25 protein-coding genes are annotated in these 26,930 nt (G+C 47.6%); 18 read left to right on the top strand and 7 right to left on the bottom strand.

The window, feature by feature from the left end; translation table 11 throughout:
- Positions 1-602 precede the first annotated feature (602 nt).
- From METBU_RS0109425 to METBU_RS0109355, 13 genes are all read left to right on the top strand, one after another.
- Complete coding sequence (locus METBU_RS0109425; protein WP_017840383.1) at positions 603-2,072, top strand: c-type cytochrome; 1,470 nt, start codon at positions 603-605, stop codon at positions 2,070-2,072.
- Entirely contained in the window at positions 2,069-3,376 is a 1,308-nt protein-coding gene (locus METBU_RS0109420) for a c-type cytochrome (RefSeq protein ID WP_017840382.1), read from the top strand. Before METBU_RS0109425 ends, METBU_RS0109420 begins: the two co-directional genes overlap by 4 nt.
- 135 nt (positions 3,377-3,511) lie before the next feature.
- Positions 3,512-3,763, top strand: a complete 252-nt coding sequence (locus tag METBU_RS23835; protein ID WP_017840380.1) for a hypothetical protein — start codon at positions 3,512-3,514, stop codon at positions 3,761-3,763.
- A gap of 715 nt (positions 3,764-4,478) precedes the next feature.
- On the top strand, positions 4,479-6,056 hold the full coding sequence (gene mmoX, locus METBU_RS0109405) for an aromatic/alkene monooxygenase hydroxylase subunit alpha (protein ID WP_017840379.1): 1,578 nt from the start codon (positions 4,479-4,481) through the stop codon (positions 6,054-6,056).
- Positions 6,057-6,169: 113 nt separating this feature from the next.
- Positions 6,170-7,348 carry an aromatic/alkene monooxygenase hydroxylase subunit beta gene (mmoY, locus tag METBU_RS0109400; protein ID WP_017840378.1) on the top strand — a complete coding sequence of 393 codons (1,179 nt, stop codon included), beginning with the start codon at positions 6,170-6,172 and terminating at the stop codon, positions 7,346-7,348.
- 10 nt (positions 7,349-7,358) lie between these two features.
- Complete coding sequence (gene mmoB, locus METBU_RS0109395) at positions 7,359-7,784, top strand: methane monooxygenase regulator MmoB (protein ID WP_017840377.1); 426 nt, start codon at positions 7,359-7,361, stop codon at positions 7,782-7,784.
- A gap of 9 nt (positions 7,785-7,793) precedes the next feature.
- Entirely contained in the window at positions 7,794-8,297 is a 504-nt protein-coding gene (gene mmoZ, locus METBU_RS0109390; protein ID WP_017840376.1) for an aromatic/alkene monooxygenase hydroxylase subunit gamma, read from the top strand.
- Between the two features lie 293 nt (positions 8,298-8,590).
- Positions 8,591-8,839 carry a soluble methane monooxygenase-binding protein MmoD gene (gene mmoD / locus METBU_RS27065; protein ID WP_201764852.1) on the top strand — a complete coding sequence of 83 codons (249 nt, stop codon included), beginning with the start codon at positions 8,591-8,593 and terminating at the stop codon, positions 8,837-8,839.
- Positions 8,840-8,862: 23 nt separating this feature from the next.
- Positions 8,863-9,900, top strand: a complete 1,038-nt coding sequence (gene mmoC, locus METBU_RS0109380) for an aromatic/alkene monooxygenase hydroxylase FAD-binding subunit MmoC (protein WP_017840374.1) — start codon at positions 8,863-8,865, stop codon at positions 9,898-9,900.
- Between the two features lie 476 nt (positions 9,901-10,376).
- On the top strand, positions 10,377-10,802 hold the full coding sequence (locus METBU_RS0109375) for a BLUF domain-containing protein (protein ID WP_017840373.1): 426 nt from the start codon (positions 10,377-10,379) through the stop codon (positions 10,800-10,802).
- Between the two features lie 154 nt (positions 10,803-10,956).
- On the top strand, positions 10,957-11,256 hold the full coding sequence (locus METBU_RS0109370; protein WP_017840372.1) for a hypothetical protein: 300 nt from the start codon (positions 10,957-10,959) through the stop codon (positions 11,254-11,256).
- Positions 11,257-11,463: 207 nt separating this feature from the next.
- The gene (groEL, locus tag METBU_RS0109365) at positions 11,464-13,143 is read left to right on the top strand and encodes a chaperonin GroEL (protein ID WP_017840371.1); all 1,680 of its coding nucleotides are present in this window, start codon (positions 11,464-11,466) and stop codon (positions 13,141-13,143) included.
- A gap of 237 nt (positions 13,144-13,380) precedes the next feature.
- Positions 13,381-15,147 carry a sigma-54-dependent Fis family transcriptional regulator gene (locus METBU_RS0109355; protein ID WP_017840369.1) on the top strand — a complete coding sequence of 589 codons (1,767 nt, stop codon included), beginning with the start codon at positions 13,381-13,383 and terminating at the stop codon, positions 15,145-15,147.
- A 234-nt stretch (positions 15,148-15,381) separates the two neighbouring features.
- Here METBU_RS0109355 and METBU_RS0109350 read toward each other — a convergent pair whose 3' ends face one another.
- The 5 genes from METBU_RS0109350 to METBU_RS0109325 all read right to left on the bottom strand — a co-directional run bounded on the left by METBU_RS0109350 (position 15,382) and on the right by METBU_RS0109325 (position 19,730).
- Positions 15,382-15,642 carry a hypothetical protein gene (locus METBU_RS0109350; protein WP_017840368.1) on the bottom strand — a complete coding sequence of 87 codons (261 nt, stop codon included), beginning with the start codon at positions 15,640-15,642 and terminating at the stop codon, positions 15,382-15,384.
- Positions 15,643-15,659: 17 nt separating this feature from the next.
- Positions 15,660-17,462 (bottom strand): Na/Pi cotransporter family protein, encoded by a 1,803-nt coding sequence (locus tag METBU_RS0109345; RefSeq protein ID WP_017840367.1) that lies wholly within the window; start codon positions 17,460-17,462, stop codon positions 15,660-15,662.
- Between the two features lie 305 nt (positions 17,463-17,767).
- Positions 17,768-18,598: an MOSC domain-containing protein gene (locus METBU_RS0109340; RefSeq protein ID WP_017840366.1), complete on the bottom strand. Its 831-nt coding sequence runs from the start codon at positions 18,596-18,598 to the stop codon at positions 17,768-17,770.
- Positions 18,599-18,952, bottom strand: a complete 354-nt coding sequence (locus METBU_RS0109335) for a hypothetical protein (protein ID WP_017840365.1) — start codon at positions 18,950-18,952, stop codon at positions 18,599-18,601.
- 373 nt (positions 18,953-19,325) lie between these two features.
- Positions 19,326-19,730, bottom strand: a complete 405-nt coding sequence (locus METBU_RS0109325; protein ID WP_014148794.1) for a PilZ domain-containing protein — start codon at positions 19,728-19,730, stop codon at positions 19,326-19,328.
- Positions 19,731-20,092: 362 nt separating this feature from the next.
- On the opposite strand from METBU_RS0109325, the gene METBU_RS0109320 reads away from it, so the two are divergent.
- From METBU_RS0109320 to rfbB, 5 genes are read left to right on the top strand one after another with little or no spacing between them, the layout of a single operon-like run.
- Positions 20,093-21,256 (top strand): ABC transporter substrate-binding protein, encoded by a 1,164-nt coding sequence (locus tag METBU_RS0109320; RefSeq protein ID WP_017840363.1) that lies wholly within the window; start codon positions 20,093-20,095, stop codon positions 21,254-21,256.
- 12 nt (positions 21,257-21,268) lie between these two features.
- A complete protein-coding gene (locus tag METBU_RS0109315) occupies positions 21,269-22,225 on the top strand; it encodes a PQQ-dependent catabolism-associated beta-propeller protein (RefSeq protein WP_017840362.1) in 957 nt (318 codons plus the stop codon).
- A complete protein-coding gene (locus METBU_RS0109310; protein ID WP_017840361.1) occupies positions 22,222-22,959 on the top strand; it encodes an ABC transporter ATP-binding protein in 738 nt (245 codons plus the stop codon). The genes METBU_RS0109315 and METBU_RS0109310 overlap by 4 nt, the downstream gene beginning before the upstream one ends.
- Positions 22,956-23,762, top strand: a complete 807-nt coding sequence (locus METBU_RS0109305) for an ABC transporter permease (protein ID WP_017840360.1) — start codon at positions 22,956-22,958, stop codon at positions 23,760-23,762. Before METBU_RS0109310 ends, METBU_RS0109305 begins: the two co-directional genes overlap by 4 nt.
- Complete coding sequence (gene rfbB, locus METBU_RS0109300; RefSeq protein WP_017840359.1) at positions 23,762-24,829, top strand: dTDP-glucose 4,6-dehydratase; 1,068 nt, start codon at positions 23,762-23,764, stop codon at positions 24,827-24,829. The genes METBU_RS0109305 and rfbB overlap by 1 nt, the downstream gene beginning before the upstream one ends.
- A 240-nt stretch (positions 24,830-25,069) precedes the next feature.
- On the opposite strand, the gene METBU_RS0109295 is transcribed toward rfbB, so the two are convergent.
- The gene (locus METBU_RS0109295) at positions 25,070-26,584 is read right to left on the bottom strand and encodes a B12-binding domain-containing radical SAM protein (RefSeq protein WP_017840358.1); all 1,515 of its coding nucleotides are present in this window, start codon (positions 26,582-26,584) and stop codon (positions 25,070-25,072) included.
- Positions 26,585-26,682: 98 nt separating this feature from the next.
- Entirely contained in the window at positions 26,683-26,928 is a 246-nt protein-coding gene (locus tag METBU_RS0109290; protein ID WP_017840357.1) for a YfhL family 4Fe-4S dicluster ferredoxin, read from the bottom strand.
- Positions 26,929-26,930 lie beyond the last annotated feature (2 nt).

Below are 26,930 nucleotides of genomic sequence, written 5' to 3'. Positions count from 1 at the left end.
AGCTTCAAGATTTAGGGGGGGGGCGATGGAAGGTTTTAATTCAGCATGATTCGATCTGACTCATTAAAACCTTATCTTTCAAGACTTAGAAAGTCGCCGGGACAATTGACCATACGCGGCTTGAATGACAGGCATAATGGCACGTTAATTGTTGTCGATAAAAATGACCGAGTGGCCGGAGCTTTGCACAATCTTTCTTCGGGACCAGCGGTTTTTTACTCCCTTTTGGCCGAAAAACCGTTTAAGAACGAGAAAATGTGAAGTATGCCTAGCGAGGATGTCGGTTGCACGCCAACCTTGGCGTTCGAACTGCCGTCAAGACCCCCAGGAGAGGATGGGATCATGGCTTTCCTTGATAGAGGCATCACCATACTTGACAAAATTGAACGATTATTCAGTAAGAATGCAGTAGGTAACAAGAACGTAAAAACTACACGATAAACATTTTAACCCTGCTTTAACAAATGCAGTGCCATAAGAATAAATTATGTCGGGATATCGATAATCTATGGTTGGCAATTATTTAAGGATGGGTTAAGCCGATTATTTAAGCCGGTAACAGCAATTTCAGTTAAGAACCGGCCTACATTTAGAGGTAATCAATGGATTTTCCAATTTTTCATATTGACTTTTTAGGTAATCGAATGCTGATTGCTTTCGATGCGATTTTGCATGTCATTATAAATCACGCTTTTGCGATTGGTGCTTTGCCGCTTGTGGCTTTGTTCGAATATAAAGGGATAAAGACCATGAATCAGCAGTGGGATATGCTGGCATTTCGCATTTTAAAAGTCATATTCATATTGACGACTACAGTTGGCGCTCTAACTGGCGTGGGCATTTGGTTTTCGGCGGCGTTGGTCAATCCTGCTGCGATAGGGAGCCTGATACGGGTTTTCTTCTGGGGATGGTTCGCGGAATGGATCGTTTTCGTCAGTGAAGTCAGTTTGATTTTATTGTACTTTTTAACTTGGAAAAAATCGAAAACCGATGCCCGAAGCAAATGGCTGCATTGCCGGTTAGGTATATTCCTAGCGGTCTTTTCTTGGATAACGATGGCAATTATCGTGGCGATTCTCGGCTTTATGATGGATCCTGGTAATTGGCTAAGCGATAAAACGTTGCTTTCGGGTTTGTTCAATCCGATGTATTTGCCTCAATTGGCCTTTCGAACCGCATTGGCGATGGTGATGGGCGGAAGTGTTGTCTTATGCTTGATTTGTCTTTTTCAGCGCCGCGCTTACACCCATGGTGAAATCCAATTTAAAAAAGCCGCAGTTAAATTGACATCGCTTTGGTCAGGTATCTGGCTGATGGTTTTGGTCGTTGCCGCTATTTGGTATTATCGGGTAGTGCCACTTTACATGTTAGACAGTATTCCTGTAGCTATTACCACACAAGAATATGTAAATTGGCATAACAGTCTCAAATGGTTAATGGTGCTGGGCCTGATTTATGTCGGCATTGTATTGCGGGGAAGCATCAAGCGCCCCGGTGAAATAAGTCTGTACCGCTATGGGGTGTCGACATTGATACTGTTTGCCGTGCTAGGGCAATTTGAACGTGTTCGCGAGTTTATTCGCAAACCCTTTATAATTGGACAATATATGTATGCTAATGGCATACGCGTGGATGAATACCCGTTGTTGAAGCGCGACGGCATCCTTCAGCATGCTACTTATGCCGCAAACCGGGAGATCGGTGAGGACAATCGATTGCAGGCAGGCAAAGATATATTCGCTCTTGCCTGCACGCGTTGTCATACCGTTAGGGGCGTCAACGGGATCGACTATCAATTACGCCGCATGTACGGAGACCGGCCTTGGGAAGCGGACGTCATTGCCGCCTATTTGGAAAATATGCATGGCGCTCGTTATTTCATGCCGCCCTTTCCGGGCAACGACACCGAACTCAAAGCCTTGGCGGCATATCTGGCCTCCCTGCAAATCAATACGGAACCGTATCATGGTGCTCAAATTACCGGAATTCCAAGGCCCGATAGTATCTCCGGATCGACACGGTACGGACAATTACCCGATTTATCACGCTTCCTACCTGGAGAAAATAAATGAATGCACCGATTCCACGCGATATACCTTTGCCTTTACCAGCCTCGGAAGGCTTATTGGAAATCTTGTTGATCGTTTCTTTTGTTGTACATATCATTTTCGTGCATTTGATGGTGGGCGGTTCGCTGTTTAGTTTGGTGTGTCAGGTTAAAGGTTTAGATGTACCCGATTACGACCGGCTGGCCAATTACATCATGCGCAGTATTACCGTGAACAAAAGCTTGGCTGTCGTAATGGGGGTGGCTCCGTTGCTGATTATCAACACGTTGTATGCGCCTCAATTTTACGCTTCTAGCGCCTTGATGGGCGATGTATGGATGGCGGTGATTCCACTGGTGACCATTGCTTTTTTGGCAGCTTATGCGCACAAGTTTTGGTGGAACCGTTTTGTCGATTTCAAGGTAATGCATATCGGCATCGCGTTCCTTGAAACGACGATTTTTTTGCTGGTGCCTTTAATTTTCATGACCAACGTCAACTTAATGTTATTTCCGGAGCGCTGGCCGGAGGTCAAAGGCTTTTTCTCGGCCATGCTGTTGCCCAATGTCTTGCCTCGTTATTTGCATTTCTTATCGGCAGCGGTATTGATCAGTTCTTTATTTTTGGTTTGGTTGACGGGACGGCGTGCTTTTGCCTTGGAGGCGCCCGTCAACACGCTGCGCATTCTCGATGTTCGCCGATTCTTTTATTCATTCGCTTTAGGCGCGGTGCTGGTCCAGGTATTGACGGGTATGCTTGCATGGATCACCTTGCCCGCCGAAGGAATGAGCTGGACGGTTACAATTTGGTTATTTATAGGGGGCGTGCCCGCTATACCGGCTGTCTGGTTGATTTGGCGGGACCTTAACGAGCAAGCGAGGAACGCCTTTAAACACTTTAACAAAGTTGTGGGCTTGTTTGCTATTTCGATTTTGATTATGGCCTATGCGCGCCATGAATACCGGGTTAATTCTTTGACCGACCATAATATGGCGATAGCGTTAAAAACGACGAATTACCGGGCTGCTGCCCTACAGGCAAAGCAAGATGCGGACTATATTGAACGAATGAAGCCTGCGGTAAGTCAATCCGGCGAGGGCGATTTTCAGCAGTATTGCGCAGCGTGTCATCATTCGGAATTGCCGACTGTCGGGCCGGCCATTCCTGAAATTAAAACCATTTATGCCAATGATCCGGAAGGCTTTGTTCGATGGACTCGGTCGCCGGGAAAAAAACGTCCGGAGAGCATGAAAATGCCCGGTTTTTCTCATTTAAGCGACAATCAACTACAAGCGATTGCCCGCTACGTGCTGGCTCGCGAAGAATAGGCAGGCATATAGTCTCTCGTTTAAGGAAATGTCGGACGAACGGGGCTATGGTTTTCATTTATCGAATTTCGGGTCAATCCGAAATTCGATGCGCGCGATTTTTACCGACATTTTAACCCTTCAGGCTCTACATTCATGACAATTTTGCCATTCACATCGAATATACGAGAAAATTCAGGCGCCGCAGATTTTAAATCGCCGACTCAACATCGTAGTAACGATAAACGTGATTTTCCTTTACCTAAATATTTTCAGGTTCATTTCGAATATATACATGAAAATACGGCCAAACAGCGACACGAAGTGAAGGAGTTGAAGCGGTCCGTGCAACGCATCGAAGAAAAAATCGACCGCTTATTGTCGTTATTCAACAGCGGAGAAGAATAAAATACCGTTGTAAGTCTTCAGTCCATCCGCACCAAACTTAGTAATTGTTTCAAAATAATTACCCGGTTTTATCGGCCAGTATCAGGTAACGCTTCCGGAAGACGCCCTGAATATATCCCTATAGGCTTGGGCGCGGCGTCCATGCCGCGCACACTTCTTCCAGCGTTACCTGATACTAGCCAAATCGGGAAATAAATTTTGGACACTTACTTAGCACAGATTCCCATGCTGTATCGCTATCGACCGCTTCCAGCGAAGCCAAAATGCGTAGCCCGTATACAGCGCAAGCGGAATACGGGAAGGGCGGGGCTTCGAAAGTCCCGGGACGCGTTACGCTCCATTCTGGCTACGCGGTTAATCTTTCATTGGCAGGGGCGATGGCCGAGCCTTCATGAGCGTTACTATGTTTATAGAATTCATGTCCTGCCCTCATTTTGAAACGGTGGCGTGTTGTCGAGTGGAGCTTAGCCTTGTGATTTTCTATACGTTTAGAAATTGAACACTGTTTATATATAAGACGCCATCAACACTGTAGATGTCTTCTTCAGCAGAGGTTTTATCGATGTAAGTATCTGTAAATAAGCGGTAATACAAAATTAAGCTATGTTGGCATGGTCTATGCATTTCCTTTGGTGAATGAGTCTGCAAACGAATAACAACCTCACGTTGCAACAAGAACTCATTTTTTCGGTAACTAACACACAGGAGAAGTCAAATGGCAATAAGTGCTGCAACAAAAGCGGCAACCGACGCTTTAAAAATTAATCGAGCACCGGTCAGTGTCGGTGCTCAAGAAGTACATCGTTGGTTGCAAAGTTTTTCATGGGATTTCGAAAAAAACCGCTCGAAATACCCTACAAAGTACCATATGGCGAATGATACCAAGGAGCAATTCAAGCTGATCGCCAAAGAATATGCCCGCATGGAATCGGTCAAGGACGAGCGTCAATTCGGTAGTTTGCAGGATGCATTGACCCGGCTGGATGCCGGTAACCGGATTCATCCTAAATGGGGCGAAACCATGAAAGTCGCCTCCAATTTTTTGGAAGTCGGCGAATACAATGCGATTGCCGCGACCGGCATGCTGTGGGACTCGGCAACGGCACCCGAACAAAAAAACGGTTATCTAGCGCAGGTGTTGGATGAAATACGCCATACCAATCAATGCGGTTACGTCAATTATTACTATACCAAACACTTCCACGACCCTGCCGGTCACAACGACGCTCGCAGAACCCGGACGATCGGTCCTCTGTGGAAAGGTATGAAACGGGTGTTTTCGGACGGATTTATTTCCGGCGATGCGGTCGAATGTTCGATCAATCTGCAACTTGTCGGTGAAGCCTGTTTTACCAATCCGTTGATTGTTGCGATCACCGAATGGGCGGCTGCCAACGGCGACGAAATCACGCCGACCGTATTTTTATCGATCGAAACCGACGAATTACGGCATATGGCTAACGGTTATCAAACCGTCGTGTCGATCGCTAACGACGAAGCGGCTTCGAAGTATTTGAATACCGATTTGAATAATGCGTTCTGGACCCAACAAAAATACTTTACCCCGGTATTGGGTATGTTGTTCGAATACGGCAGTAAGTTCAAAGTCGAGCCGTGGGTAAAAACTTGGAATCGTTGGGTTTATGAAGATTGGGGCGGTATTTGGATCGGACGGCTGGGAAAATACGGCGTCGAATCGCCACGTAGTTTAAGAGATGCGAAAAAAGACGCCTACTGGGCGCATCACGACTTGTTTTTATTGGCTTATGCCTTATGGCCGACCGGATTTTTCCGTTTGAGTTTGCCGACCCAGGAAGAAATGGATTGGTACGAAGCCAATTATCCGGGTTGGTACGACCACTATGGAAAAATCTACCAAGAATGGCGGGCTAGAGGCTGCGAAGATCCGAACAGCGGCTTTATTCCGTTGATGTGGTTTATCGAAAACAATCATGAGATCTATATCGATCGCGTGTCTCAAGTTCCGTTCTGTCCTTCTCTGTGCAAAGGCGCCAGCACCCTGCGAGTGCATGAGTTGAACGGCAAAAAACATTCGTTCAGTGATGACTGGGGCGAGCGGATGTGGCTGATGGAGCCGGAACGTTACGAGTGCCAAAACATGTTCGAACAATATGCAGGACGCGAATTGTCCGAAGTCATAGCCGAAGGTCATGGTGTGCGTAGCGATGGAAAAACATTGATCGCACAGCCGCATACGGATAAAAACGGAAAATTGTGGACGCTTGACGATATTAAAAAGCTTAACTGCGTCTTTAAGGATCCGTTAGCTTAAGGTCGCGTTTTTCAAAAAGTCGAACCGTTTGAGTTACGAGGCGGGTGCACAGAAAGCCCCCGTCTCGGTCGATGCAACTAATAATCATTAAAATACAAACTGGAGACACATCAATGTCGATTCAAGTACAACAAGGAAAAAGAGGTCTGACCGATCCGGATATGGTCAAGGAAATATTGGCCGCAATTCCCGACCAGCCGCTCGATACCCAACGTAAAATGAACTATTTCGTTAAACCACGCGGTCGCCGGTTGTCCGAATATGAAATTTTAACCTGTTACTCGCAACCAACGCCGGACTGGATTCCCGGCGGTTTGGATTGGGGCGATTGGACGCAAAAATTTCATGGCGGACGGCCTTCATGGGGTAATGAAACAACCGAACTGCAAAGCACCGATTGGCATAAGCACAGGGATCCGGCGAAACGTTGGCATGCGCCGTATGTAAAAGATAAAGCGGAGGAATGGCGTTACACGTCGCGCTTCCTGGAGGCTTATTCTGCTGAAGGACAAGGTCGCTCGATCGATCCGGTATGGCGCGATGAAGTTCTTAACGATTACTTGGGTGCTTATTGCTTTAACGAATACGGATTGTTCAATGCGCACTCGTCGGCCTCGAGAGATTGTCTGGGCGATACCTTGAGAATGAGTATCGCTTTTATCGGCTTAGATAAAGTCGACAACGCGCAAATGATTCAATTGGAAAGGACGTTCCTTGCCAAAGTATTCCCGGGTTTTCCGGAATCGACCGAAATACCGAAACGGGAATGGACCGAAGGAAAAATTTATAAAGGCGCACGCGAGGCCGTTCAAGACATTTGGCAGGCAACTTACGATTGGAACGAGATCTTGTGGTCCTGCCACATGGTATACGATCCATTGTTCGGTCAGTTCGTTAGGCGCGAATTTTTCCAACGCTTATCATCTTATTACGGCGATACCTTAACGCCGTTTTTCATCAACCAAATGCAGCTTTACTATCATCAAGCCAAAGATATTACCTCGGACATGTTCTTTTACTGTCTGGGCGACGACCCGGAATTTGGCGATTACAACCGCAGAATGCTGCGTGCCTGGACTGATAAATGGCTGCCGAGGACAGTTCAAGCGTTGCATGATTTCATGGGTATTTTTGAAAATATTCCTGAAATCGCCGGCGTGACCAGCAAAGATGCCGTCGAGGCGGCGCTTGCGCGGGTTCTGGACGATTGGCAAACGGATTACGCCGACAAGATCAGCTATAAGTTCAACAAAGCTGAAATCATCAAAAACATCATGAAAGGCTATAAATAAGGAGAACAGCATGTCATTAAGTTCAAACGCCTATGGCGCAGGTATCATGGCGAAAAGCGGCAAAGAATTTGCCGATGAATATTTCGCCGAGGAAAACCAAGTTGTCCATGAGAGCAACGAGGTGGTACTGGTGCTAAAAAAATCCGATGAAATCAATATTGTTGTCGATGAAATTCTGTTAGGTGAGCGAAAGGATGAAAACCCTACTTTGGTCGTGGAGGACAGAGCCGGATATTGGTGGCTGAAGGCCACCGGCAAAATCGAAGTGGATTGCGAAGAAGTATCTGAGCTTCTAGGACGGACTTTCAGTGTGTACGACTTTCTGGTCGATGTTTCGTCCACGATAGGAAGAGCTTATACGCTCGGTGAAAAATTTACGATAACTTCGGAATTGATGGGTCTTGATCGTGACCTCGAAGATTTGAAAGCAGCATAGGAGAACACCATGGCGAATTACAAAATACACGACAACCCGGTTCGAGACGAATGGGTGAAAAAAATCGGCGCTTTGAGTAGCTTGGCTAAAGGCGTTCAATTTTTAAAAGATTTTCGCGAACAATACACTACGCCGCTACGTAAAAGCTTCGACTTGGAACTCGATTGGGGTTGGATCGAATTGAAAATCGAACAAAAACTGGCTTTGTTGAAGCATAAGGAAATGAACGATGCGCAAATCCTCAATAAAAATGCGGATGGCACCGATGCCCAGCAGGTTGCTAATCAAGTGCTCGCCAGCATGGATAGGTGCAACGACAAATGGGAAGCGGAAAAAATTCATATTCAATTCCGCCAACAATGGAAACCGCCGTTGATGCCGGTAAATGTCTTTCAAGATACCGACCGCTTGCTCGGAAATAAATTGATGGAACTGCGCAATGCCAATTACTACGACATGCCGCTTGAAGAATTGCGTAAGGCACGCGGAGTCAATGTAGTAACGCTCCAGTAATGATAATGCGATAGGAAGTTTGCCGGCTGAGGTTTTTTAAGCCATGCGCGTTCTGTTATCCGGTCTGCTTAAGAGTTGAGGGCTATGGCACTAATAACAGGACAATAATAGTGGTAAAAAATCGCAGTCGGCAAACCACTCATAGCCATCTTATTTTCGGATTTATTCTTACCGGCCTTCAGTATCATTGGGAACGAACGAGTTTAACAAATACCGGAAAGAAGATTAGCGGAGTGAATTTATTAAGAAGGCTAAATAATCAAAAATGTAAATATTATAGACAGGTTTTAGTAATGAAAGCAGAGCTTTTCGAGCAAAAGTCGGCAATGCCCAAAGATACCTACGATGCCAATGACGAGCGGATTTTACTCTTGCAAGATGGAAATTACAGCGCCTATGCTCAGGATGTTGAATGCATGTGGCGATGGACGATCTACCGCAATAAAGAATTGGTACAGGAAGGTTGTTCTCTATCGCTGCGATCCGCTAAGGAAGCTGTAGATCATGTGATGTCTTTCTATGCCATAGCCAAAAAAAATTAAAATACTATTGGAGAACTTGATAAATGACTAGTGCGCATCAAGTCAGAATAATTACCCAGGATGAACAAGATGTCTTTCTCGAATGCAAGAACGATGAAGATGTGATAAGTGCGGCCTTACGGCAAGATATTTATCTAATGGCTTCTTGCCGGGAAGGCGGTTGCGCTACGTGCAAAGGTTTTTGTAGCGAGGGCGATTATAAAATGGGAAAAGTCAGTGTACAGGCTCTGCCGCCGGATGAAGAGGAAGAGGGAATGGTTTTGCTCTGCCGATGCTATCCGGAAACCGATATCGAGGTTGAAGTTCCCTATACTTACGACCGTATCTCGTTTTCGCCTGAAGATCTTTGTTTCGAGACTGAAATCACCGAAGTCAGTCAGATATCCAGTAACGTCTATCGATTGTGTCTAAAACGGCTCGGCACGAATCAACAGATTAAACTGGCGGCCGGTCAGTATTACGAGTTGCAAATACCGGGAACGGAAACCTGGCGCTCTTATTCCCCGGCCAATACGGAAAATAACGAGGGTCTAATGGAATTTCTGATCCGTGTTCTTCCTGACGGTAAGTTTTCCAAATTTTTAATGCACGACGCTCAAATTGGTCAAACCGTCCATGTGAAAGGGCCCTCGGGTGTATTCGGTTTGAAAGAAAACGGCTTTACACCGCGTTACTTTGTCGCCGGCGGTACCGGCTTGGCGCCTATATTATCGATGGTTAGGCATATGAAAGCCTGGGAGGAACCTCAGCAAAGCGTCATTTATTTCGGCGTCAATACCGAGGATGAAATATTTTATGTCGACGAATTGAATCGTTTGGCCGATGAAATGCCGAATTTGACCGTTAGGAGTTGCGTATGGAAAGCCACCGATACCTGGAATGGTGAAAAAGGCAGCGTGGTCGATATTCTTCGAAGGGATTTAGTGGAAACAGGCGCGAAGCCGGATCTTTATTTATGCGGACCGCCGGGTATGGTCGATGCGACTTATGCAGTTTGTACCGAAGTAGGTATTCCGAAGGAGCATGTCTATCTGGAAAAATTCTTGCCTAGCATTTCTTGAAAAACACAAGAATTATCGAGCAATTGCTCACCTGATTACTAACAAGCTTCAGCTGAAATCGGAACGTAACAGATCCCATGAATGCTGTTAATCGTCACCCAGGCAGGGATTGCCGGGGGGCAGATTGCATGGATGCGACTAGGCAAAGTTTAAAGGCACATGAGTACGTTCCCTGTACACTGGTTACCGGCAATCCCTGCCGGTATGACGGGTCTTTTGGCCTTTGTCGATTTGGCTGAATGTTCTACGTAATCAGGATCGCTTATGGTCGATACAGTTGGGCCCAATTGAGCTGGAATTGGGAGTTTAAGCTCGCTATAACCGGTGCGTGATGGTCGGAAAATCGAGATATACGGGAAAGTTGACTATATAACCTTGTTCTATGTTCGAATCAATGTAGGGCGCAAAACGGTCTTTAGGGACGATTTTTTTAATTGAATGCAAAGATACTGCAAACTTCATAAAGGAGAAGATCAATGTCGCTTATTTGCTTAGTTTACGTTAGTTTGGCTAATCAAAGTATGTCTGATGAACACCTTAAAGATATGCTGAAAAAAGCAAGAGCCAATAATGAAAAGCATGATATCACCGGGATGTTGTTATTTAGAGATGGCTTCTTCATGCAAGCATTGGAGGGCAAAGAAGACCTGGTTGTGACTCTTTTTAACAAAATCGCTCAGGATTCGCGTCATCGGGATGTCATGCTGGTTTACAAAAAACCGATTAAAGAACGCAGTTTTAGCCAATGGACAATGGGTTTTAATAAAATCGACAATGAAACATTGGATTGTATGGACGGCTTTTGCGACTTTATGCAAAAACCAACGCCCGAGTTCTTCATGGAGCGCGCCAGTGAGGCGGAAGCCTTATTGAATGAATTCAAACACCAAATCTTTTTCTGAACCGATAGTACTGTTACCTGAGTTTGTTTTGTTATTGGAATCGAAGGGGGCGGTTAGAGATTGCTCCTGTAAATTTTGTTTTCACTCATTGAGCGTAAGCAGTCCTTAACATGGTTAGTACACCAAAACACTACTTCTTCGCGAGGGAATCTCTATGAAAGAAAGCGATTTCGAATTCATTGACGAGATGGTCTCCCAACTCGAAGGGACGATTGAAAATTTGGTTCAGGAAGAGCGGCGCCTTGCGGATAAAATCGGTCATGCACGAGTCGAGGAGTTGAAATGTTATTGGCACGGAGAGCTCGAACCCGATGAGATCGAGGAGTTCAAAGGCGGTTTGGATTACTGGGATAAACTGATCATTTTTACATGGTCTCGATTGAATCGAGTCCATGAAACCAGAGCAATGGCCGGTAGAGCCATCATGAAAAATAATCAATTAAAAGGTAAGTAAGTTTGTGTGGATCGACCGATTCTTTGCTTACGATGCTTACTTGATTGAAACAGGAAGTATTCGACTTGTTTATGACTCTCGCTGATTAACGATCGTCTTTATGCCCACTTTACTTTAGACAGTAAGAGAATTTAGAAAGTAAGAGCGGCTTAAGGGGTGAGTTAACAATGAGCGAGCACTATAACTATTATCATCAACTGGGACGACATGACTATCGACGTAATTTTTAATCCGGAAGCATCCGAACGTGTTCTATCGGGTATTCGCACTGTCGCTAGGGCGGCTTCGGTGACTTTCGGTAGTTCCGGGCCGTCCGTCGTGATTCAACACCGAACCGACGGTATCCCCCCGATTATTACCCGGGACGGCGTGACTGTTGCCAACTCGATTCAATTCGAAGATAGGGTAGCCGATTTAGGCGCGCGTATGTTGCGCGACGTGGCGGGATCGGTTTCGCGTGAAGTCGGCGACGGGACGACGACCGCAATCGTACTTGCTCAAACGCTAGCCATAGAATCGATCAAGTCGGTTGCCGCCGGCTTCCATCCTTTGCAGATCAAGCAAGGTCTTGAAGGCGCCTTGGCAATCGTTGAGGCGCAATTGCAAAGCATGGCAATCATTCATTCCGGCCTCGATTGGCTGGAGAGTTTGGCGATGGTTGCAACCAAACAGGAGCAGGCAGCGTCCCGATTGCTTGCCAAGGCTCATCAAGAACTGGACGGAAAAGGCGAGCTCAGTTTCGAGCTAGGCAATTCGAGGGAAGACGAACTGGAGATTGTCGACGGGTTGCGATACGAACAGGGTTATTTGTCTCCCTATTTCGTTACCGACAAGGATCGCGCCGAGGCGGTTTTGGACAATCCGTATATTTTGTTGTACGACAGGGAAATCGGCGACTTGATGGATTTGATACCGATACTCGAGCAAGTCCGCGAACAAGAACGCTCCTTGCTGATCATAGCGGAAAATGTGATCGATAAAGCACTGACCGGTTTGTTACTCAATCATGTACGCGGCGTATTTCGCGCCGTTGCCGTTAAACCGCCCGGCTTCGGAGATAGGCGCCGAGACCGGCTCAACGATTTGGCGGTATTGACCGGCGGACAGGCAATACTTGAAGATGGTTTACTGACGCTCGATACGATCGATTTATCGCATTTGGGGCAAGCACGCCGCGTCATCATTAATGAATTAACAACCACCATTATCGGTGCGACCGGTGATCCGGAGCAAATTGAACCATTGATTGCAAGACTCACCCGAGAGGCCGATCTTGTTAGGGCGCGAAGACCCGGTGAGGGTTCGCCAACCGGCAATCTGCATGAGCTCGAGGAACTCGAGGAGCGTATCAATGCCTTATCCGGTAAAAACGGCATATTTAAAGTCGGCGGAAGCACCGATTTCGAAATCAAGGAACGGATGGTGCGGATTGAAAATGCTTATAAATCGATACAAGCGGCTATGGCCGAAGGTGTGATTCCCGGTTGCGGTATCGGGCTCTATCGTTGTATTGAAGCCTTGCGAGAACCTGTTGCGAATGATGCGCGGCAACATGCCGTCAGGATCATGCAGGAAGCGCTTCGTGCGCCGACCAGACAATTGCTGATTAATTCAGGCATCAACCCTGAGACGGTTTTTGCCGTTATCGATAGCGATCGTGACTTGGACATCGCATTCGATACGATACAAAACCGGTTCGGCAATTGTCTCGATATCGGTGTGGTCGATTCCGTGAAGGTTGTTCGCCTGGCTCTCCGTAATGCGGTCAGCGTGATAACCACGCTTATTACTGCGGAGACCGTTTTAATGCACGTTCCCGATTTGTCGATCATGGCCGGTTATTCGCCGGAATGGGCCGCCGCCACGCGGGAGGATCCCAGAGAATAGTCAATCAGTTTGTCTTGCCATCTCCTCTAGGAACACCACCATAGAGCTGTTCGTTATCCTTCCAAGGACTCGGCAATGCGGCATAGGTCAATGCGACACTATGTCTCATTGCCTTTTTTTTTGATTCTGTTAATGTGGGTCATCTTTGAATTGGTCCATATCTCGCTGTTTTATAAAGAAAAAATGGTTTCGGGTCGATATGGTTGTCAATAATCCGTTTTAAATCAACGAATGAACATGGATATTCTATTACCCCGCGATTTAACAATGGCGCGAGAGGCGCTCTCGAATCGACATCGTTTAAACAACGATCTTTATCGTCCTAGTCAAGCTTGGCAATGGATGAATCAAACTAGGACGCTACCCGAGCAACAAGATTGGGTGAGGTCTGAAGTTCAACAAGCTTGGCGGCGTTGTCGGGAAGAGTATCAATTGCCTCTGGGCCACTTTTCCGAATGGCAGTATTGCGGCATGAAGCCGCCGACCGTTTCCCAAAGCAACGAATCGAATGAAATCCTGAAAATTATTCAACAGATTGAAGAGAACTTTTTGCCTTTCATGGTTGAATCCGGTTTGATGATGGTCATAACTTCCGATTCCGGCGATTTGTTGCATCTGTTGGGTGACCTTGAATCTTATGCCTATTTTCTTAAACGCATGAACGACCATCATATCAATTGGCATGAGGCGGCAATCGGTAATAATGGTCCGGGAAGTGCGGTCGTATTAAGAAAACCCATCGCCTTTCAGGGGATGGAGCACTATTTGAGCTTGCTGCACCCCTATACGACCGTGGGTTATCCGATAATTGAAGATAACGGCAAGTTGCTTGCCGTTATCGGTCTAATCGGTGATTGCCGGCAAAACATGAATGCGTTGTTCGCTTTTTTGCATTTGATTTGTGTATTGATCAACGGAAATTTTCCGATAGCCGCAGATCCAGATGCGCAACAGCGTATCTTGCAACAAATCGGCTTGTATCGAACTAAAAGAAGAGAATCGAATATCGATTTTAACCATGAAGCCGATACGCTAAAGCCCATGATTAAAAAAGCGGTCAAATTGCAGCGCTACCACATACCGATTCTGGTTACAGGGGAATCGGGCGTCGGCAAGGATTATTTTGTTAATCTGATCAAACAAGCCGGTCCGCGCAAAAATGGGCCATTGATTGCGATCAATTGTGCATCGATACCTCATGAACTGATCGAGAGCGAATTATTCGGTTACGAGGCAGGTAGTTTCACAGGAGCGCGTAACTCCGGCAAGCCGGGGAAATTCAGACTCGCTGACCGGGGAACTCTATTTCTGGATGAAATAGGCGATATGAGCTTCGAGCTGCAATCAACATTGCTTAGGGTGCTCGAAACCTCCGAATTCACTCCGGTAGGGGGAACGCGGTCGGTTCGGGTCGATGTTCAGGTGGTTGCCGCGACTAATGTCAATTTGCTCGAAGCAGTCGAAGCCGGTCGGTTTAGACGCGATTTATATTATCGTCTCAACGGTGCGCAGATCCATTTGCCGCCGCTCCGCGAACGATCCGATAAAGTGCCTCTGATCCATCGCGTGATGAAACAGGAACTGGATAAGTTACCCGTTGAGGAACGCGTCGAGTTTTCTTCCGATGTCATCGCTCTGTTTGAACAGCATTCATGGCCCGGAAATGTGCGGCAATTGTTGAATGTATTGCGCTCAACCCTATATACCGCGCAAAGTTCGTTGATTACCCAGGACGATTTGCCTGACGACTTTAAAGCCGAATTAAATAACAAGGATAACAGTGCAGTTGGTACGAGGATAAACAATCGTCAGTTCATACCTAGCCAATCCATGAGTCTTGCTGATTGGGAAGCCTACGGTATCAAAACGGCATTACTTGAATGCGAGGGTAATATATCGCTAGCGGCCAAAAAGCTCGGTATTACCCGTTCCACGCTATACAAAAAAATAGAGCGCTTCGGCTTGGACAGATCGGGCGCACAACCATCGTTTCATTTTCAATGAATATTACTGCGACAAGCTGTCGCGCGTCAATTCGTCACATTTTCAAGGGTTTTTGCGCTCGGTATAATGCGTTCAACTCTTGATTAATTGCGTTATGCAGCTTACCTCCTAAAGGGTTTTAAGAGTTTCTCAAGCGGACAGTTTCTGTCCGCTTTTTTTTGCCCGTCATACTGCGATGTTGGCTGAAAATGCGTTATTCGGTCAGTGGCTTCAAGTCATCCGACATTGCCAAGGCTAGCGGTTTTTCTGTCGATCCTTACGGATCGCCTGCAAAATATCCAGTCCTTTTTTGCGTTGAATCCGGATGATTTCCAATTCGGTTTGATACAATTTCGCCAATTCCTGATCGGCGGTTTGTTCGAGCGCATCGGTCAATTCGCGTTCCTTCTTTTTCAGTTTGCGGAGAACGGTTTTTAGTTCCTTAGCGTAGTGTTTGGTTTTTTTGTGCTCTGGATCGAAGAAATGTTCCAATTGGGTCAAAAATTTTGCTTTCATGATCCGATACCTTTTACTTATGAATTGACTGTTTCCACGACCGTTTTGATTTCCGTTTCATTCAATGCCAGGTTCTGCTCAGGCTCAAGGTGATGCGTATTATGCAAAAATAAAGTTTCCGCGGCTTTGACCAGATTGGTTTTGATACTGAACATGTAAGCGCTGTCATTAATCAACGATGAGCCGGTTTCGGCGGTGATTTTATTTTCGCGAATCAATGTCTCGATGCTGCGTGTGATCTGCTGGTCGTCTTCCTCAATTTTAGCCTTGAGAGCATCGAGCGAAACAAAAGGGAGTTCATCGGCCTCGATGTTTTTCATGAATGCATCGATTTGCTTGATCAATATTGCGATTTGATAAGCAATCTTTTGATACTCATCGCGGGCGTAGCGGTAACGCGAAGTGGCAAAATGCAGCCAGTTGTTTTGTAGATGCTTGGTATCTTTGATCGCCTCGACGATATGACGATTCGCATCGCGTAGCCAATAAAGTTTTGCCGAGGGTTTGTTTTCCGGAGAAAAAGAAGCGCGACTGATGAAGGCGATAATGGCACTGTAAATACCTTTAATGCGTTTTTCGTAAGCATTTTCGATATCGTATTCGGCCGGATTTTCTTGTTGCTTCAAAGTTTGAAGTAACTGCTCATTGTCCTGAAGATCCCGGCGACTCAATCCGAAAGTTCTTAAAATCACATAAACGGCATTATCGTATAGATGCAGCGTCTCCAGTCGTATCGATTCGTTCATTGTTTCAGGAAATTCGACTGCCGAGCTATTTAAATATTTCGGCATGAAAATGCTGATTTTTCTTTCCTTAATGAAGCGTTGTAAAAACACGACCATGTACCCGATAAAAGGGAATAATAGAGCGATTCCCGCAAAATTGAATAAGGTGTGAAAGACGGCGAGTTTTAAGGTGTAGTCGCTGGGGTTTATTCCGATCTTATCGCTTAGCCAATCTACAGACACGACAAAATAAGGAATAAATATGAGTGTGACGAAGCCGGTCAAAAAATTAAAAATTAAATGCGCCCAGGCTAAACGTTTGCCGTCGATATTGGCGCCGAGTGCGCCGATAATAGCCGTGATCGTCGTGCCGATGTTAGAGCCGACCGCCAAGGCCAGGGCATTCTCGTAAGTGATTTGTTGTGCTGCTAGCGCGGTGATGATCAAGACCATTGTGGCATGGCTCGATTGCATGACGACCGTGGCGGCAACGCCGACCGCGGTGTAAACCAACAAGCCCTTGATGCCCGGCATGGCGAATTCGACTAGGTCGATGGTTTCCTTGATGCGCTCGAAATTATCTTTCATATAGTCGATGCCCAAAAACAGAAAGCCGAGTCCGGTCAGAATGAAACCTACGCCTTTTACTTTTTTCTGGGCTTGAAAAATAAATAATATACCGAAAACCAGCATAGGCAGCGCGTATGCGGCGATATCGACTTTAAGTCCGAAGCCGGCGATTAGCCAGGCGCCGGTCGAGGTGCCGAGGTTAGCTCCGAAGATAATCCCGATGCCTGAGGCTAAATCGAGCAAACCCGCGCTGAGAAACGATATCGTGATGATCGATACCAATGAGCTCGATTGCATCAGCGTTGTCGCGACGATGCCAAAGCCCAGACTTTTGAGTCGCGTATCAGTGGTTTTTTGCAGAATACGTTCCAGTGTGCCGCCGGTAAAGGCCTTGAAGCCTTGTTCGAGCGACAACATACCGAACAAAAAAATAGCAACGCCGGCTGCGATGCCTTTAAATTCTTCGCTAAGCCAAAAGCCGATACTTAATAAGGGAATACCCAGGATGAGGAAAATTTTTTGCATCGCGCTCTATTTAAGATAAAAAACTAAAAAATTTACAATGACTTTCTAAGTATAACCATCGTAGATCAAAATTCGGCACCGGGGTGTCCGTCAAAGGACGCCGTGAATACGTCCATGTTGGCTCTATGCCAGCTCCGTGCCCGCAATGCCTTTGTCGGACACTCCGGTGCTTCCTCGGGTACTGCCGAAATTTGAAGTGTGAAAGAAAGGTATAGGCTTAGGAAATTTCAGTGAATCGCGACGTCTTAATCTTAATGGTTTTGCCATTCTAATGAGCGTGATCATGGCAACATCAATATTTCGTTTTAGACTATCGGGGGTTGTTTGGGTCCGGTTTTATGGATGCTAACCTGATCGCCGATGTGTAATACTCCGGTATTGTCATGCAAGGCATTTTGTCCGAAATAAACTTTTTGGTTCCATTTGCGAATTCTACTTAATGTGAGCAGCGGCTCTTGTCCGGATTCTGCCGTTTCCGGATCGATAGTCGGTACCGAGCAGCGCGCACAGGGTTTAGGTAATCTGAAGTTGATTTCGCCGATGCTTATCGTTCGCCAACTGTCTTCGGCGTAGCTATCGCAACCTGAAATGACCAAATTAGGCCTAAAACGGGGCATTGGATAATTCAGATTCATGGCGCGGTTGAGTGAGGCCAGAGAGTTTTCCGAAAGTATCAAGAACGGAAAGCCGTCCGAAAAATAAACTTTGTCTTCGGGCCGGGCGTAATTCGGATCGACCGGGCGAATCGTTTCTTCCGCTTGGTAGACCAATTTACAGTCGATGTGTAAAAAATCACTGAGCCATCGGTTTGCTTGTGTTGAAACCTCGTGTGCCAGGCAGCGGTCATGCCAGATTTCGCATTCGAGCGTTTCACCGCTTGATGCCTCCAGGGGGAGTACCAAATCGTCCAAACCCGGCGCCGATAGAGTCAGACAACTTTCGGTCAATGCGGTGCGAATCAATGCCATCTTAGGCAGGCGCCGCTGGGATAAAAATTTTCTGTTTTTATCAACCAACATCCATTGCCTATCATGGCGCAGGCCTTTTTCGGTCACCGGCCAGCGGTCGACTGCAATACCCGCCAACGATTTAACCGGATAAATATAAATTTCGCTTAAAAAAGGCGAAGGCATCATTTAACCGAGCAGTCCTTTCACGACGCTAGATGTCAGGTTGCTCTGAGCGGCTAGACCGTTCGACGGAAATTGTTTAATCAAGTCGGCGGTTTGCCTGACAATCTCGTTGGCCTGTTCCGGTTCGGTGACCGGTGGGGCTGTATTGATATTTTGCACTTCACGGTTACGAAACGATTCGGAAAGTTGCAGTGCGTTATCCGATAATTCGAGATTTTGTTCATCGTTAACGATAGGCGCTCTTGGTGTGGCAGTCCTTTGATTTAGCTCTTCGGTAAGTCCGCGATTTTGCTCCGGCTGAGCGGGAACATTCGGTACGGTATTGTCGATGCGTGGTGTTATGGCTTGGATTTCCATTTTGGATTCCTCATTCGAAAAGATTCCTGACTATACCCTTTGCTAGTCAAATTTCGGCGTCGCGGGGTGCCCGTCAAAGGACGCCGTGAATAGGTCCATGTGGGCTTTATGACAGCATCCATGCTGCCAAAGCCTTTGCCGAACGCCCCGACGCCTCCATACGCTAATGCCGAAATTTGAAGTGCGATAGGTATAACAAAGTGTTCATTGGTATCGATATGGCATTTTATACCCATCGTAAATGAAAATTCGGCCCCGGGGTCTCTTCCGCTGCACTGCCGAAATTTGAAGTGCGAAAGGTATAATTTGCCGATATCCGGTTTCATGGTGGTAATGCCTGTCTTTTAATTGGGCAATAATTTTCTTGGATCGTTCATTTAAACAGTAAATCCGTCTGAGTTTCAAGTAAATGATCGCCAAGACCGTTTTGTCTTTCTTCGAACTTGATACCGTAGTCAAACTTATTGCTGCTGGATTGGCGGACGACTTTGGCTTTGATATTAAATCGTCTGCCGTCCGTGAATTTAAGTACTACAGTAATTTTTTTATTGATGCTCAGTTTTTCTTCGGCGCTTACGCGTAAGCCTTTACTGCTGATGTCTTGAAGTTGGGCTTGTGTCTTTTTATCTATCCCTAGCAGGTTTTTTGCAATCAACGCGACTTGAATATCGTTTCTGACATAGCGAACCGATCTTCGGCCATTATCTTGAATCGTATCATCGGTATCTAAATCGAAAATATCACGATGATCTTCTGAAGGAGGATTGATGTCGGCCATGGGGATTACGAAATCATGAGTAATGTTGGGTTATCGAATAATGTGGCGCTTTTTTAAATTATAGTGTGTTTTCGCTTGTATTAGGGGGCAGTTTATTATTGGCGGTGTCGATGCATAAGGAAACCCTGCTCAGTTATGTTTATAATGCTCGATTGAGCAATACCTTAAGCGTCAGGAATTTGTTAAGTTATATCTTTCGCACTTCAAATTTCGGCAGTGCCTAAGGAGGCGCCGAGGTGTCCGACAAGGCTTTGCCAGCATGGAGCTTTCTCGAGCCTAGATGGACGTATTCACGGCGTCCTTTGGCGGACCCCCGGCGCCGAATTTTTATCTCAGCCACAGCAATTGAATGGAGTAGGAAAATGATCGTCCGATCTTTATTGTTAGGTATTAGTATGCTGTCGTTGACTGTCTTTGTTGCACAAGCGGAACAAAAACAGGAAATCGAAATTGTTTACTTTACCCAAGAAAAAACGGCTCCGCCGGCCTTGTCGAATCTTGATCCGTTTATTCAAGACAAAGGGGAACTTGGCGCCGAACTGGCGATCGACGATAACAACACTACCGGACAGTTTACCGGTCAATTGTATAAACTGAACAAGGTTATCGTGCCGATCGACGGCGATGTCGCCCAGGAATTTAACGACAAGATAGCCGGGAAATTTTCCTTTGTTGTCGCTAATTTGCCAGCCGATGATTTACTGAAAATCATCGATGCGAATAAGCCGGAGCACACCTTGATTTTCGATGCGGGGACGACGGACGACAGTCTGCGGCAGCGTTGCGGTAGCGATGTGCTGCATATCTTACCAAGCCGCGCAATGCGTGCCGATGCCTTAGCTCAATATATGTTGAAAAAGCGCTGGGCCAAGTGGTTTTTGGTGATCGGTGCGAGCGATGAAGATAAATTATTCGCCGCTGCGATCAAGCGATCCGCGAAGCGTTTCGGCATGAAAATCGTCGCGGAGAAAGCCTGGGATCATACCTATGACGCTCGGCGTACCGCTCAATCCGATGTACCGGTGTTCACGCAGGGCGTCGACTACGATATATTGGTGGTTGCCGACGAACAAGGCTTGTTCGGCGAATATCTCGATTATCGGACTTGGATTCCAAGGCCGGTTATCGGCACGCAAGGCTTGATCGCGACGTCCTGGCATCGTGCGCATGAACAATGGGGCGCGGTGCAAATTCAAAATCGTTTCAAAGAGCAAAAGGGCCGTTGGATGGAAGAGGCGGATTACGGCGCTTATCTAGCGATTCGTGCCGTCGGCGAGGCCGCGACCCGGACCCAATCGAGCCAACTCAACGATATCAAGCCTTATTTGTTGAGCGACAAATTCGCGTTGCAAGGTTATAAAGGCAGGCCATTGTCGTTCCGGACTTGGAACGGTCAGTTGAGACAACCGCTGTTACTCGCGGCGCCACGTTCTTTGGTTGCGGTCGCCCCGATCGAAGGTTTTTTACATCCGAAAACCGAATTGGATACGCTGGGTTTTGATCAACCTGAAACCAAATTTAAGTAAAAGGTAGAGACTATGAAAAATATATTATGGACTGTCGCGCTATGCGCTGCCGTTACGGCCCACGCCGAAACGGTTTACGTCACACTGGAAAAAGACAATGCCTTGGCCGTCGTCGATCCGATTGCCGGAACATTAACCAAAACGGTACCGGTCGGGCAAAGACCTCGCGGTATTGCAATCAGCCCCGATAATAAGTTCCTTTACATAGCGACCAGCGACGACGATACGATTAAAATCATCGATGCCGAAACGCTTGAGGAAGTTGGACGATTGCCGTCCGGCGAGGATCCCGAGACCTTTGCGGTCAGTCCCGACGGCAGACGTATGTATGTATCGAATGAGGACGACAGTCAGGTCACCGTGATCGATGTGCAAGAACGCAAAGCGATCAAGGAAATCAAGGTCGGCGTCGAGCCGGAAGGCATTGCCGCGAGTCCCGACGGGCGTTGGGTTATCAGCGCCTCGGAAACGACCAATATGCTGCACTGGATCGATACCGAGAGTCTCTCGATCGTCGATAACACGCTAGTCGACCCGCGTCCACGGGCGTTGAGTTTTACCGCCGACAGTAAATTCGTTTGGGCGACGTCGGAAATGGCCGGGACCTTGACGATACTCGATGCAGAGACTCGGCAAATCGTCAAGAATATTAAACTGGAAGTTCCGGGCGTGACTTTCGATAAGATTCAGCCGGTCGGCGTCGCGATCGATAAGGACAATCGCTGGGGCTATGTCGCAATGGGGCCTGCGAACCGGGTTGCGGTAATTAATGCCAAAACTTACGAGATCGAAAAATTTCTGTTGGTTGGCGAAAGAGTCTGGAATTTGGCGTTCTCTCCCGATCAAAAGCGGCTTTATACAACCAACGGCGTCAGCAACGATATTTCGATCATCGACTTGGCTAGTCATAAAGTCACCAAATCGGTCGGGGTAGGGCGCTATCCCTGGGGAGTGGTTGCTAAACCATGAATTCGATCGCGTTGTCCGTCGAGGATTTAAGTTTTTCCTACAGCGGCAAGAAAGCTCTGGATAAGGTCGGCTTTTCGATAAATCCCGGTGAATGTACGATTCTGCTCGGACCGAACGGCGCCGGAAAAAGTACCTTGTTTGCGTTAATTACGAGGCTTTACGATACGCGTTCCGGACGTATCGAACTGTCCGGCTTCGATATCAAGAAACAAACGCGCAAGGCATTGGCAATGTTGGGCGTGGTTTTTCAGCAAACCACGCTCGATATGGACCTGACGGTGATGCAGAATTTGCGTTACCACACGGCTCTGCACGGCATGAGGCGTAAAGTGGCGAAACAGCGTATACAGGAAGAATTGGAGCGATTCGATATGTATGAGCGCCGTTTCGAAAAAATACGGCAACTCAACGGCGGGCACCGGCGGCGTGTCGAAATTGCCCGTGCCTTGTTGCATAAGCCATCGCTGCTGCTGCTCGACGAACCGACGGTCGGACTCGATGTGCCGAGCCGCAAGGCGATCGTCGAACACGTTCATCAATTGGTCAAGGACGGGCAATTATCGGTGCTGTGGGCGACGCATCTCATCGACGAAATTTATCCGGACGATCATTTGGTCGTGTTGCATCAAGGCCAAGTCAAGGCGAACGGCGCGATTCCTAAGGTTTTGCAACAGACCGGCAAAGAGTCGATCGACGAGGCGTTTTTTGCACTGACTCAAGGAGCGCGGGTATGAGAATATTGCATTACTGGCGCGCGATGTGGGGCATTATCGGCCGCGAATTGTTGCGCTTCGTTAAGCAGCGCGAACGTTTTATTTCCGCCTTGGTTCGGCCCTTGCTCTGGTTGTTCGTGTTCGCGGCGGGGTTTCGCGCCGCGCTCGGTATCGCGATTGCGCCGCCTTACGAAACCTATATTCTGTACGAGGTGTATATCACGCCCGGTCTGATCGGCATGATTCAATTATTCAACGGCATGCAAAGTTCGTTGTCGATGGTTTACGACCGCGAAATGGGCAGTATGCGGATTCTGATGGTCGCGCCGCTGCCGCGCTGGTTTCTGCTGTTTTGTAAGCTGATCGCCGGAACCGCTGTCTCGGTCTTGCAAGTCTATGTCTTTCTCGGCGTTGCCTGGCTGTATGAGATCGAGGCGCCGCTTGAAGGCTATCTGTGGGTATTGCCGGCCTTGTTGTTGTCCGGAATGATGCTTGGCGCATTGGGCTTATTGCTGTCGTCGTTCATCAAACAATTGGAAAACTTTGCCGGCGTGATGAATTTCGTCATTTTTCCGATGTTTTTCATGTCGACTGCGTTGTATCCGCTTTGGAAAATCAAGGAGTCCAGCGAATTGCTGCATGAAATCGCTCGGTACAATCCGTTTTCGCAAGCGGTGGAATTGATTCGTTTTGCGTTGTATAACCAATTCAATCAAGAGGCTTTTATCTACACACTATCGGCCTTTGTCATTTTCATGACAGCGGCCATACTCGGTTATAACCCATCGAAAGGCATGATGACTCGAAAAGGAGGAGGCGCCTAATGCAACACAAAACGATTTTGGTAACCGGCGGCGCCGGTTTCATCGGCGGCAATTTCGTCCGTCGCTTAGTGGAAAAAGGCAGTGTCAAAGTCATCAATCTGGATGCCTTGACCTACGCCGGTAATCTGGAAACTCTGGCGGATTTGGACGGTAACGACAATCACCGTTTCGTGCTTGGGTCGATCGGCGATAAAAGCCTGGTCGATTATTTGTTGGCGCGTTATCAACCCGATGCCATCGTCAATTTCGCGGCCGAAAGCCATGTCGACCGCTCGATCGACAATCCCGGTGCGTTTATTCAGACCAATGTGGTCGGCACATACGGATTGCTCGATTCAGCGAAGGCTTATTGGCGGCAACTCGATAGCGAAGATCGGCAGAATTTTCGGTTTCTTCATGTCTCGACCGATGAAGTCTACGGGTCGCTGGGCGCGGAAGGCAAATTCACCGAGCAAACGCCTTATCAACCGAATTCGCCGTATTCGGCGTCGAAGGCCGCCTCCGATCATTTGGTCAGAGCCTATCATCACACATACGATTTTCCGGTATTGACGACCAATTGCTCGAATAATTACGGGCCTTATCAATTCCCGGAAAAACTCATTCCGTTGATGATCTTGAACGCGCTTAGCGGAAAGTCCTTGCCGATTTACGGGGCCGGAATGAATGTGCGCGATTGGCTGTATGTCGAAGACCATTGCCGCGCGATCGAGACCGTGCTCGAAAATGGCCGTATCGGCGAGGTTTACAATATCGGCGGCAACAATGAAAAAACCAACCTGGAAGTCGTCGAAACGATTTGCGCCGTGCTCGACGAATTAATGCCGGATTCGAATTTCAGGCCGCATCGAAATTTGATGCAATTCGTGCAAGACCGTCCCGGTCATGATCTGCGTTATGCGATCGATGCCGGTAAAATCAAACGTGAATTGGGTTGGGAGCCGCAAGAAACCTTCGAAACCGGTCTGCGAAAAACCGTGCAATGGTATCTCGATAATAAAGCCTGGTGGGCCAATGTCTTGGACGGCAGTTACCGGGGCGAGAGACTGGGGTTGCAGAATCTTTGAAATTGCTGAGGGTTAATTGCAGCAATTCCCAATTTGGAGATCGAAAAGGGTGTGGGGTATGCTTGGCGAGGATGTCGGCGGCAGGGCAGATTTTTGCTCCTCGGCAATTGCTCCTGCATTACCCTACTACCGCCATCCTTGGCGCTCGAGCTGCCGCCAAGCCCCCATACCTTCATAAAGCTAACCATTCTTTGAATATAAAGGGAGTAGCCTAGACATAAAGCCGGTAGGGCGCGCACCCTACGAGTGACCGAATGCTTGCTGACGCTTATTCGCTTGGCCTTGGCGAGAGGGCTTACTTGTTTCATAACCTTCTGTTTTCATGAATGACGGCAGCCCTTTTTCGCCGGTTTTTCGGTAATCCGCTTCGAGAATGTGTATCGCTTCAACCGTAGGAATCGCCAAGAATTCCGTCATGACCCGATAGAGCAGGTCGAACATGCGTCGTAGCGCTATCTTCCAGGTGCTACCGCTGAGTTCGTATAGGGCATCGCTTAATTGCAAGAAGCGTTCGAAAGGCGCATCGGCCAGTATCAACGGCAAGGTTTCGGCAAAGCGACCGGAATTTCCGATCATGTCCCAATAGCGCGCGAAGCGGTTGATGCGCTGCATATCGTTAAACCCGATATCGCGGGTGCTGAGGATGTTGTAAGGCGGCTCCGGGTTGTAACGCATCCGGTAGGTTTCGTTATGCCGATTGAGCGGCGCACCGCGCAAGCGCTTTAAGATACCCAATTGTATTTCATGTGGCTGTAATGCCGCTAATTGGTTGAAACTGGCCGCGAAATTGGCCAGCGTATCGCCAGGCAGACCGAAAATCAGGTCGGCATGGATGTGCGCGTGGGTGTTTGACTTGAGCCATCGCAGGTTTGCTTTTGTTTTTTCGTTATCCTGGCGGCGACTGATCAATTGCTGGATGGCAGGGTCGAAAGTTTGCACACCGACTTCGAATTGCAGCGTTGCGGGCGGAAATTTCTCGAGCGTTTGTTTGAGCCGGTCCGGCAAATGATCCGGTATCACTTCGAAATGCAAAAACAAGTCGTCGCTCATGCGCTCGAGAAAAAATTCCAATATTGCAACGCTGGCGGCGATTTTTAAATTAAAGGTCCGGTCGATGAATTTGAAATGCCGAACGCCGCGCCGATACAACACCTCCATTTCGTCCAAGAAGCGATCCAATGCAAAAGGCTTGGCCGTGACATCGAGTGCCGAGAGACAAAACTCGCATTTGAACGGACAGCCCCGGGAGGCTTCGACATAGACGATACGGTTACGAACGTCTTCGTCGTTGTAATAGAGATAAGGCGATGCCAAACTTTCCAGCGGCGATTCGACGCCGGTTATGATTTTTTCGTCGGGCGCTTCGCCGTTTAGAATTTTTTCGCATAATGCGCGAAAACTGATTTCGCCGACGCCGGTGACGATGTAGTCGGCCAACTCGGCGACAGGAGGCAAATCGGGCGGATGACTGACTTCAGGTCCGCCCAGGATCACGACGATTTCCGGCGCGACTTGTTTGAGCAATGCCACGGTCGAGCCGATTTCGGCGACATTCCAAATATAGACGCCGAAACCGATGATTTTCGGGCGATGCTGCAAAAGCTTTTCGACGATGTCGATCGGCCTGTCTTGTATGCCGAATTCGAGTATTTCGGTTTCGCTTTTCAGCTCTCCCAAATTGGCGTAGAGATAGCGCAGCCCGAATGCGCTATGGATGTATCGGGCGTTAAGCGTGGTCAGTCGTATTTGCGGCATGCTTACTCCCTTTTGATTGAAAAACCGTCTAAGACTAAAAAAGTTAGTCAATTTTTGAGTATAAAGGAGTAGCCCGAAAGGTTTACGCGGCGCGTACTCTACGCAGTCAATTTGAGGTATTTTTGATAGAGCGTGTCTTTGCTTTCGGCATGCTCCGGGTCTTTGTCGATGCAATCGACCGGACACACTTCGATGCATTGCGGTAGATCGTGATGCCCCACGCACTCGGTACACAAAGCCGGGTCGATGATATAAATCTCCTCGCCTTGGGAAATCGCGCCGTTCGGACACTCCGGTTCGCACACGTCGCAATTGATGCATTCGTCATTGATAATAAGGGCCATGG

The sequence above is a fragment of the Methylotuvimicrobium buryatense 5G genome (assembly GCF_000341735.1).
Taxonomy (GTDB): Bacteria; Pseudomonadota; Gammaproteobacteria; order Methylococcales; family Methylomonadaceae; genus Methylotuvimicrobium; species Methylotuvimicrobium buryatense.
Note: the sequence above shows the minus strand (reverse complement) of the source record. Positions and strands in the feature narration are given on the sequence as shown.

Coding starts and splice junctions, on each gene's coding strand:
- mmoZ (WP_017840376.1), top strand. CDS start 7,794: ATGGCGAATTACAAAATACACGACAACCCGGTTCGAGACGAATGGGTG.
- mmoC (WP_017840374.1), top strand. CDS start 8,863: ATGACTAGTGCGCATCAAGTCAGAATAATTACCCAGGATGAACAAGAT.
- METBU_RS0109310 (WP_017840361.1), top strand. CDS start 22,222: ATGAATTCGATCGCGTTGTCCGTCGAGGATTTAAGTTTTTCCTACAGC.
- METBU_RS0109320 (WP_017840363.1), top strand. CDS start 20,093: ATGATCGTCCGATCTTTATTGTTAGGTATTAGTATGCTGTCGTTGACT.
- mmoB (WP_017840377.1), top strand. CDS start 7,359: ATGTCATTAAGTTCAAACGCCTATGGCGCAGGTATCATGGCGAAAAGC.
- METBU_RS0109375 (WP_017840373.1), top strand. CDS start 10,377: ATGTCGCTTATTTGCTTAGTTTACGTTAGTTTGGCTAATCAAAGTATG.
- METBU_RS0109420 (WP_017840382.1), top strand. CDS start 2,069: ATGAATGCACCGATTCCACGCGATATACCTTTGCCTTTACCAGCCTCG.
- METBU_RS0109305 (WP_017840360.1), top strand. CDS start 22,956: ATGAGAATATTGCATTACTGGCGCGCGATGTGGGGCATTATCGGCCGC.
- mmoX (WP_017840379.1), top strand. CDS start 4,479: ATGGCAATAAGTGCTGCAACAAAAGCGGCAACCGACGCTTTAAAAATT.
- rfbB (WP_017840359.1), top strand. CDS start 23,762: ATGCAACACAAAACGATTTTGGTAACCGGCGGCGCCGGTTTCATCGGC.
- METBU_RS0109315 (WP_017840362.1), top strand. CDS start 21,269: ATGAAAAATATATTATGGACTGTCGCGCTATGCGCTGCCGTTACGGCC.
- METBU_RS23835 (WP_017840380.1), top strand. CDS start 3,512: ATGACAATTTTGCCATTCACATCGAATATACGAGAAAATTCAGGCGCC.
- METBU_RS0109340 (WP_017840366.1), bottom strand. CDS start 18,598: ATGATGCCTTCGCCTTTTTTAAGCGAAATTTATATTTATCCGGTTAAA.
- METBU_RS0109290 (WP_017840357.1), bottom strand. CDS start 26,928: ATGGCCCTTATTATCAATGACGAATGCATCAATTGCGACGTGTGCGAA.
- mmoY (WP_017840378.1), top strand. CDS start 6,170: ATGTCGATTCAAGTACAACAAGGAAAAAGAGGTCTGACCGATCCGGAT.
- mmoD (WP_201764852.1), top strand. CDS start 8,591: ATGAAAGCAGAGCTTTTCGAGCAAAAGTCGGCAATGCCCAAAGATACC.
- METBU_RS0109335 (WP_017840365.1), bottom strand. CDS start 18,952: ATGGAAATCCAAGCCATAACACCACGCATCGACAATACCGTACCGAAT.
- METBU_RS0109325 (WP_014148794.1), bottom strand. CDS start 19,730: ATGGCCGACATCAATCCTCCTTCAGAAGATCATCGTGATATTTTCGAT.
- groEL (WP_017840371.1), top strand. CDS start 11,464: ATGACTATCGACGTAATTTTTAATCCGGAAGCATCCGAACGTGTTCTA.
- METBU_RS0109345 (WP_017840367.1), bottom strand. CDS start 17,462: ATGCAAAAAATTTTCCTCATCCTGGGTATTCCCTTATTAAGTATCGGC.
- METBU_RS0109425 (WP_017840383.1), top strand. CDS start 603: ATGGATTTTCCAATTTTTCATATTGACTTTTTAGGTAATCGAATGCTG.
- METBU_RS0109295 (WP_017840358.1), bottom strand. CDS start 26,584: ATGCCGCAAATACGACTGACCACGCTTAACGCCCGATACATCCATAGC.
- METBU_RS0109355 (WP_017840369.1), top strand. CDS start 13,381: ATGGATATTCTATTACCCCGCGATTTAACAATGGCGCGAGAGGCGCTC.
- METBU_RS0109350 (WP_017840368.1), bottom strand. CDS start 15,642: ATGAAAGCAAAATTTTTGACCCAATTGGAACATTTCTTCGATCCAGAG.
- METBU_RS0109370 (WP_017840372.1), top strand. CDS start 10,957: ATGAAAGAAAGCGATTTCGAATTCATTGACGAGATGGTCTCCCAACTC.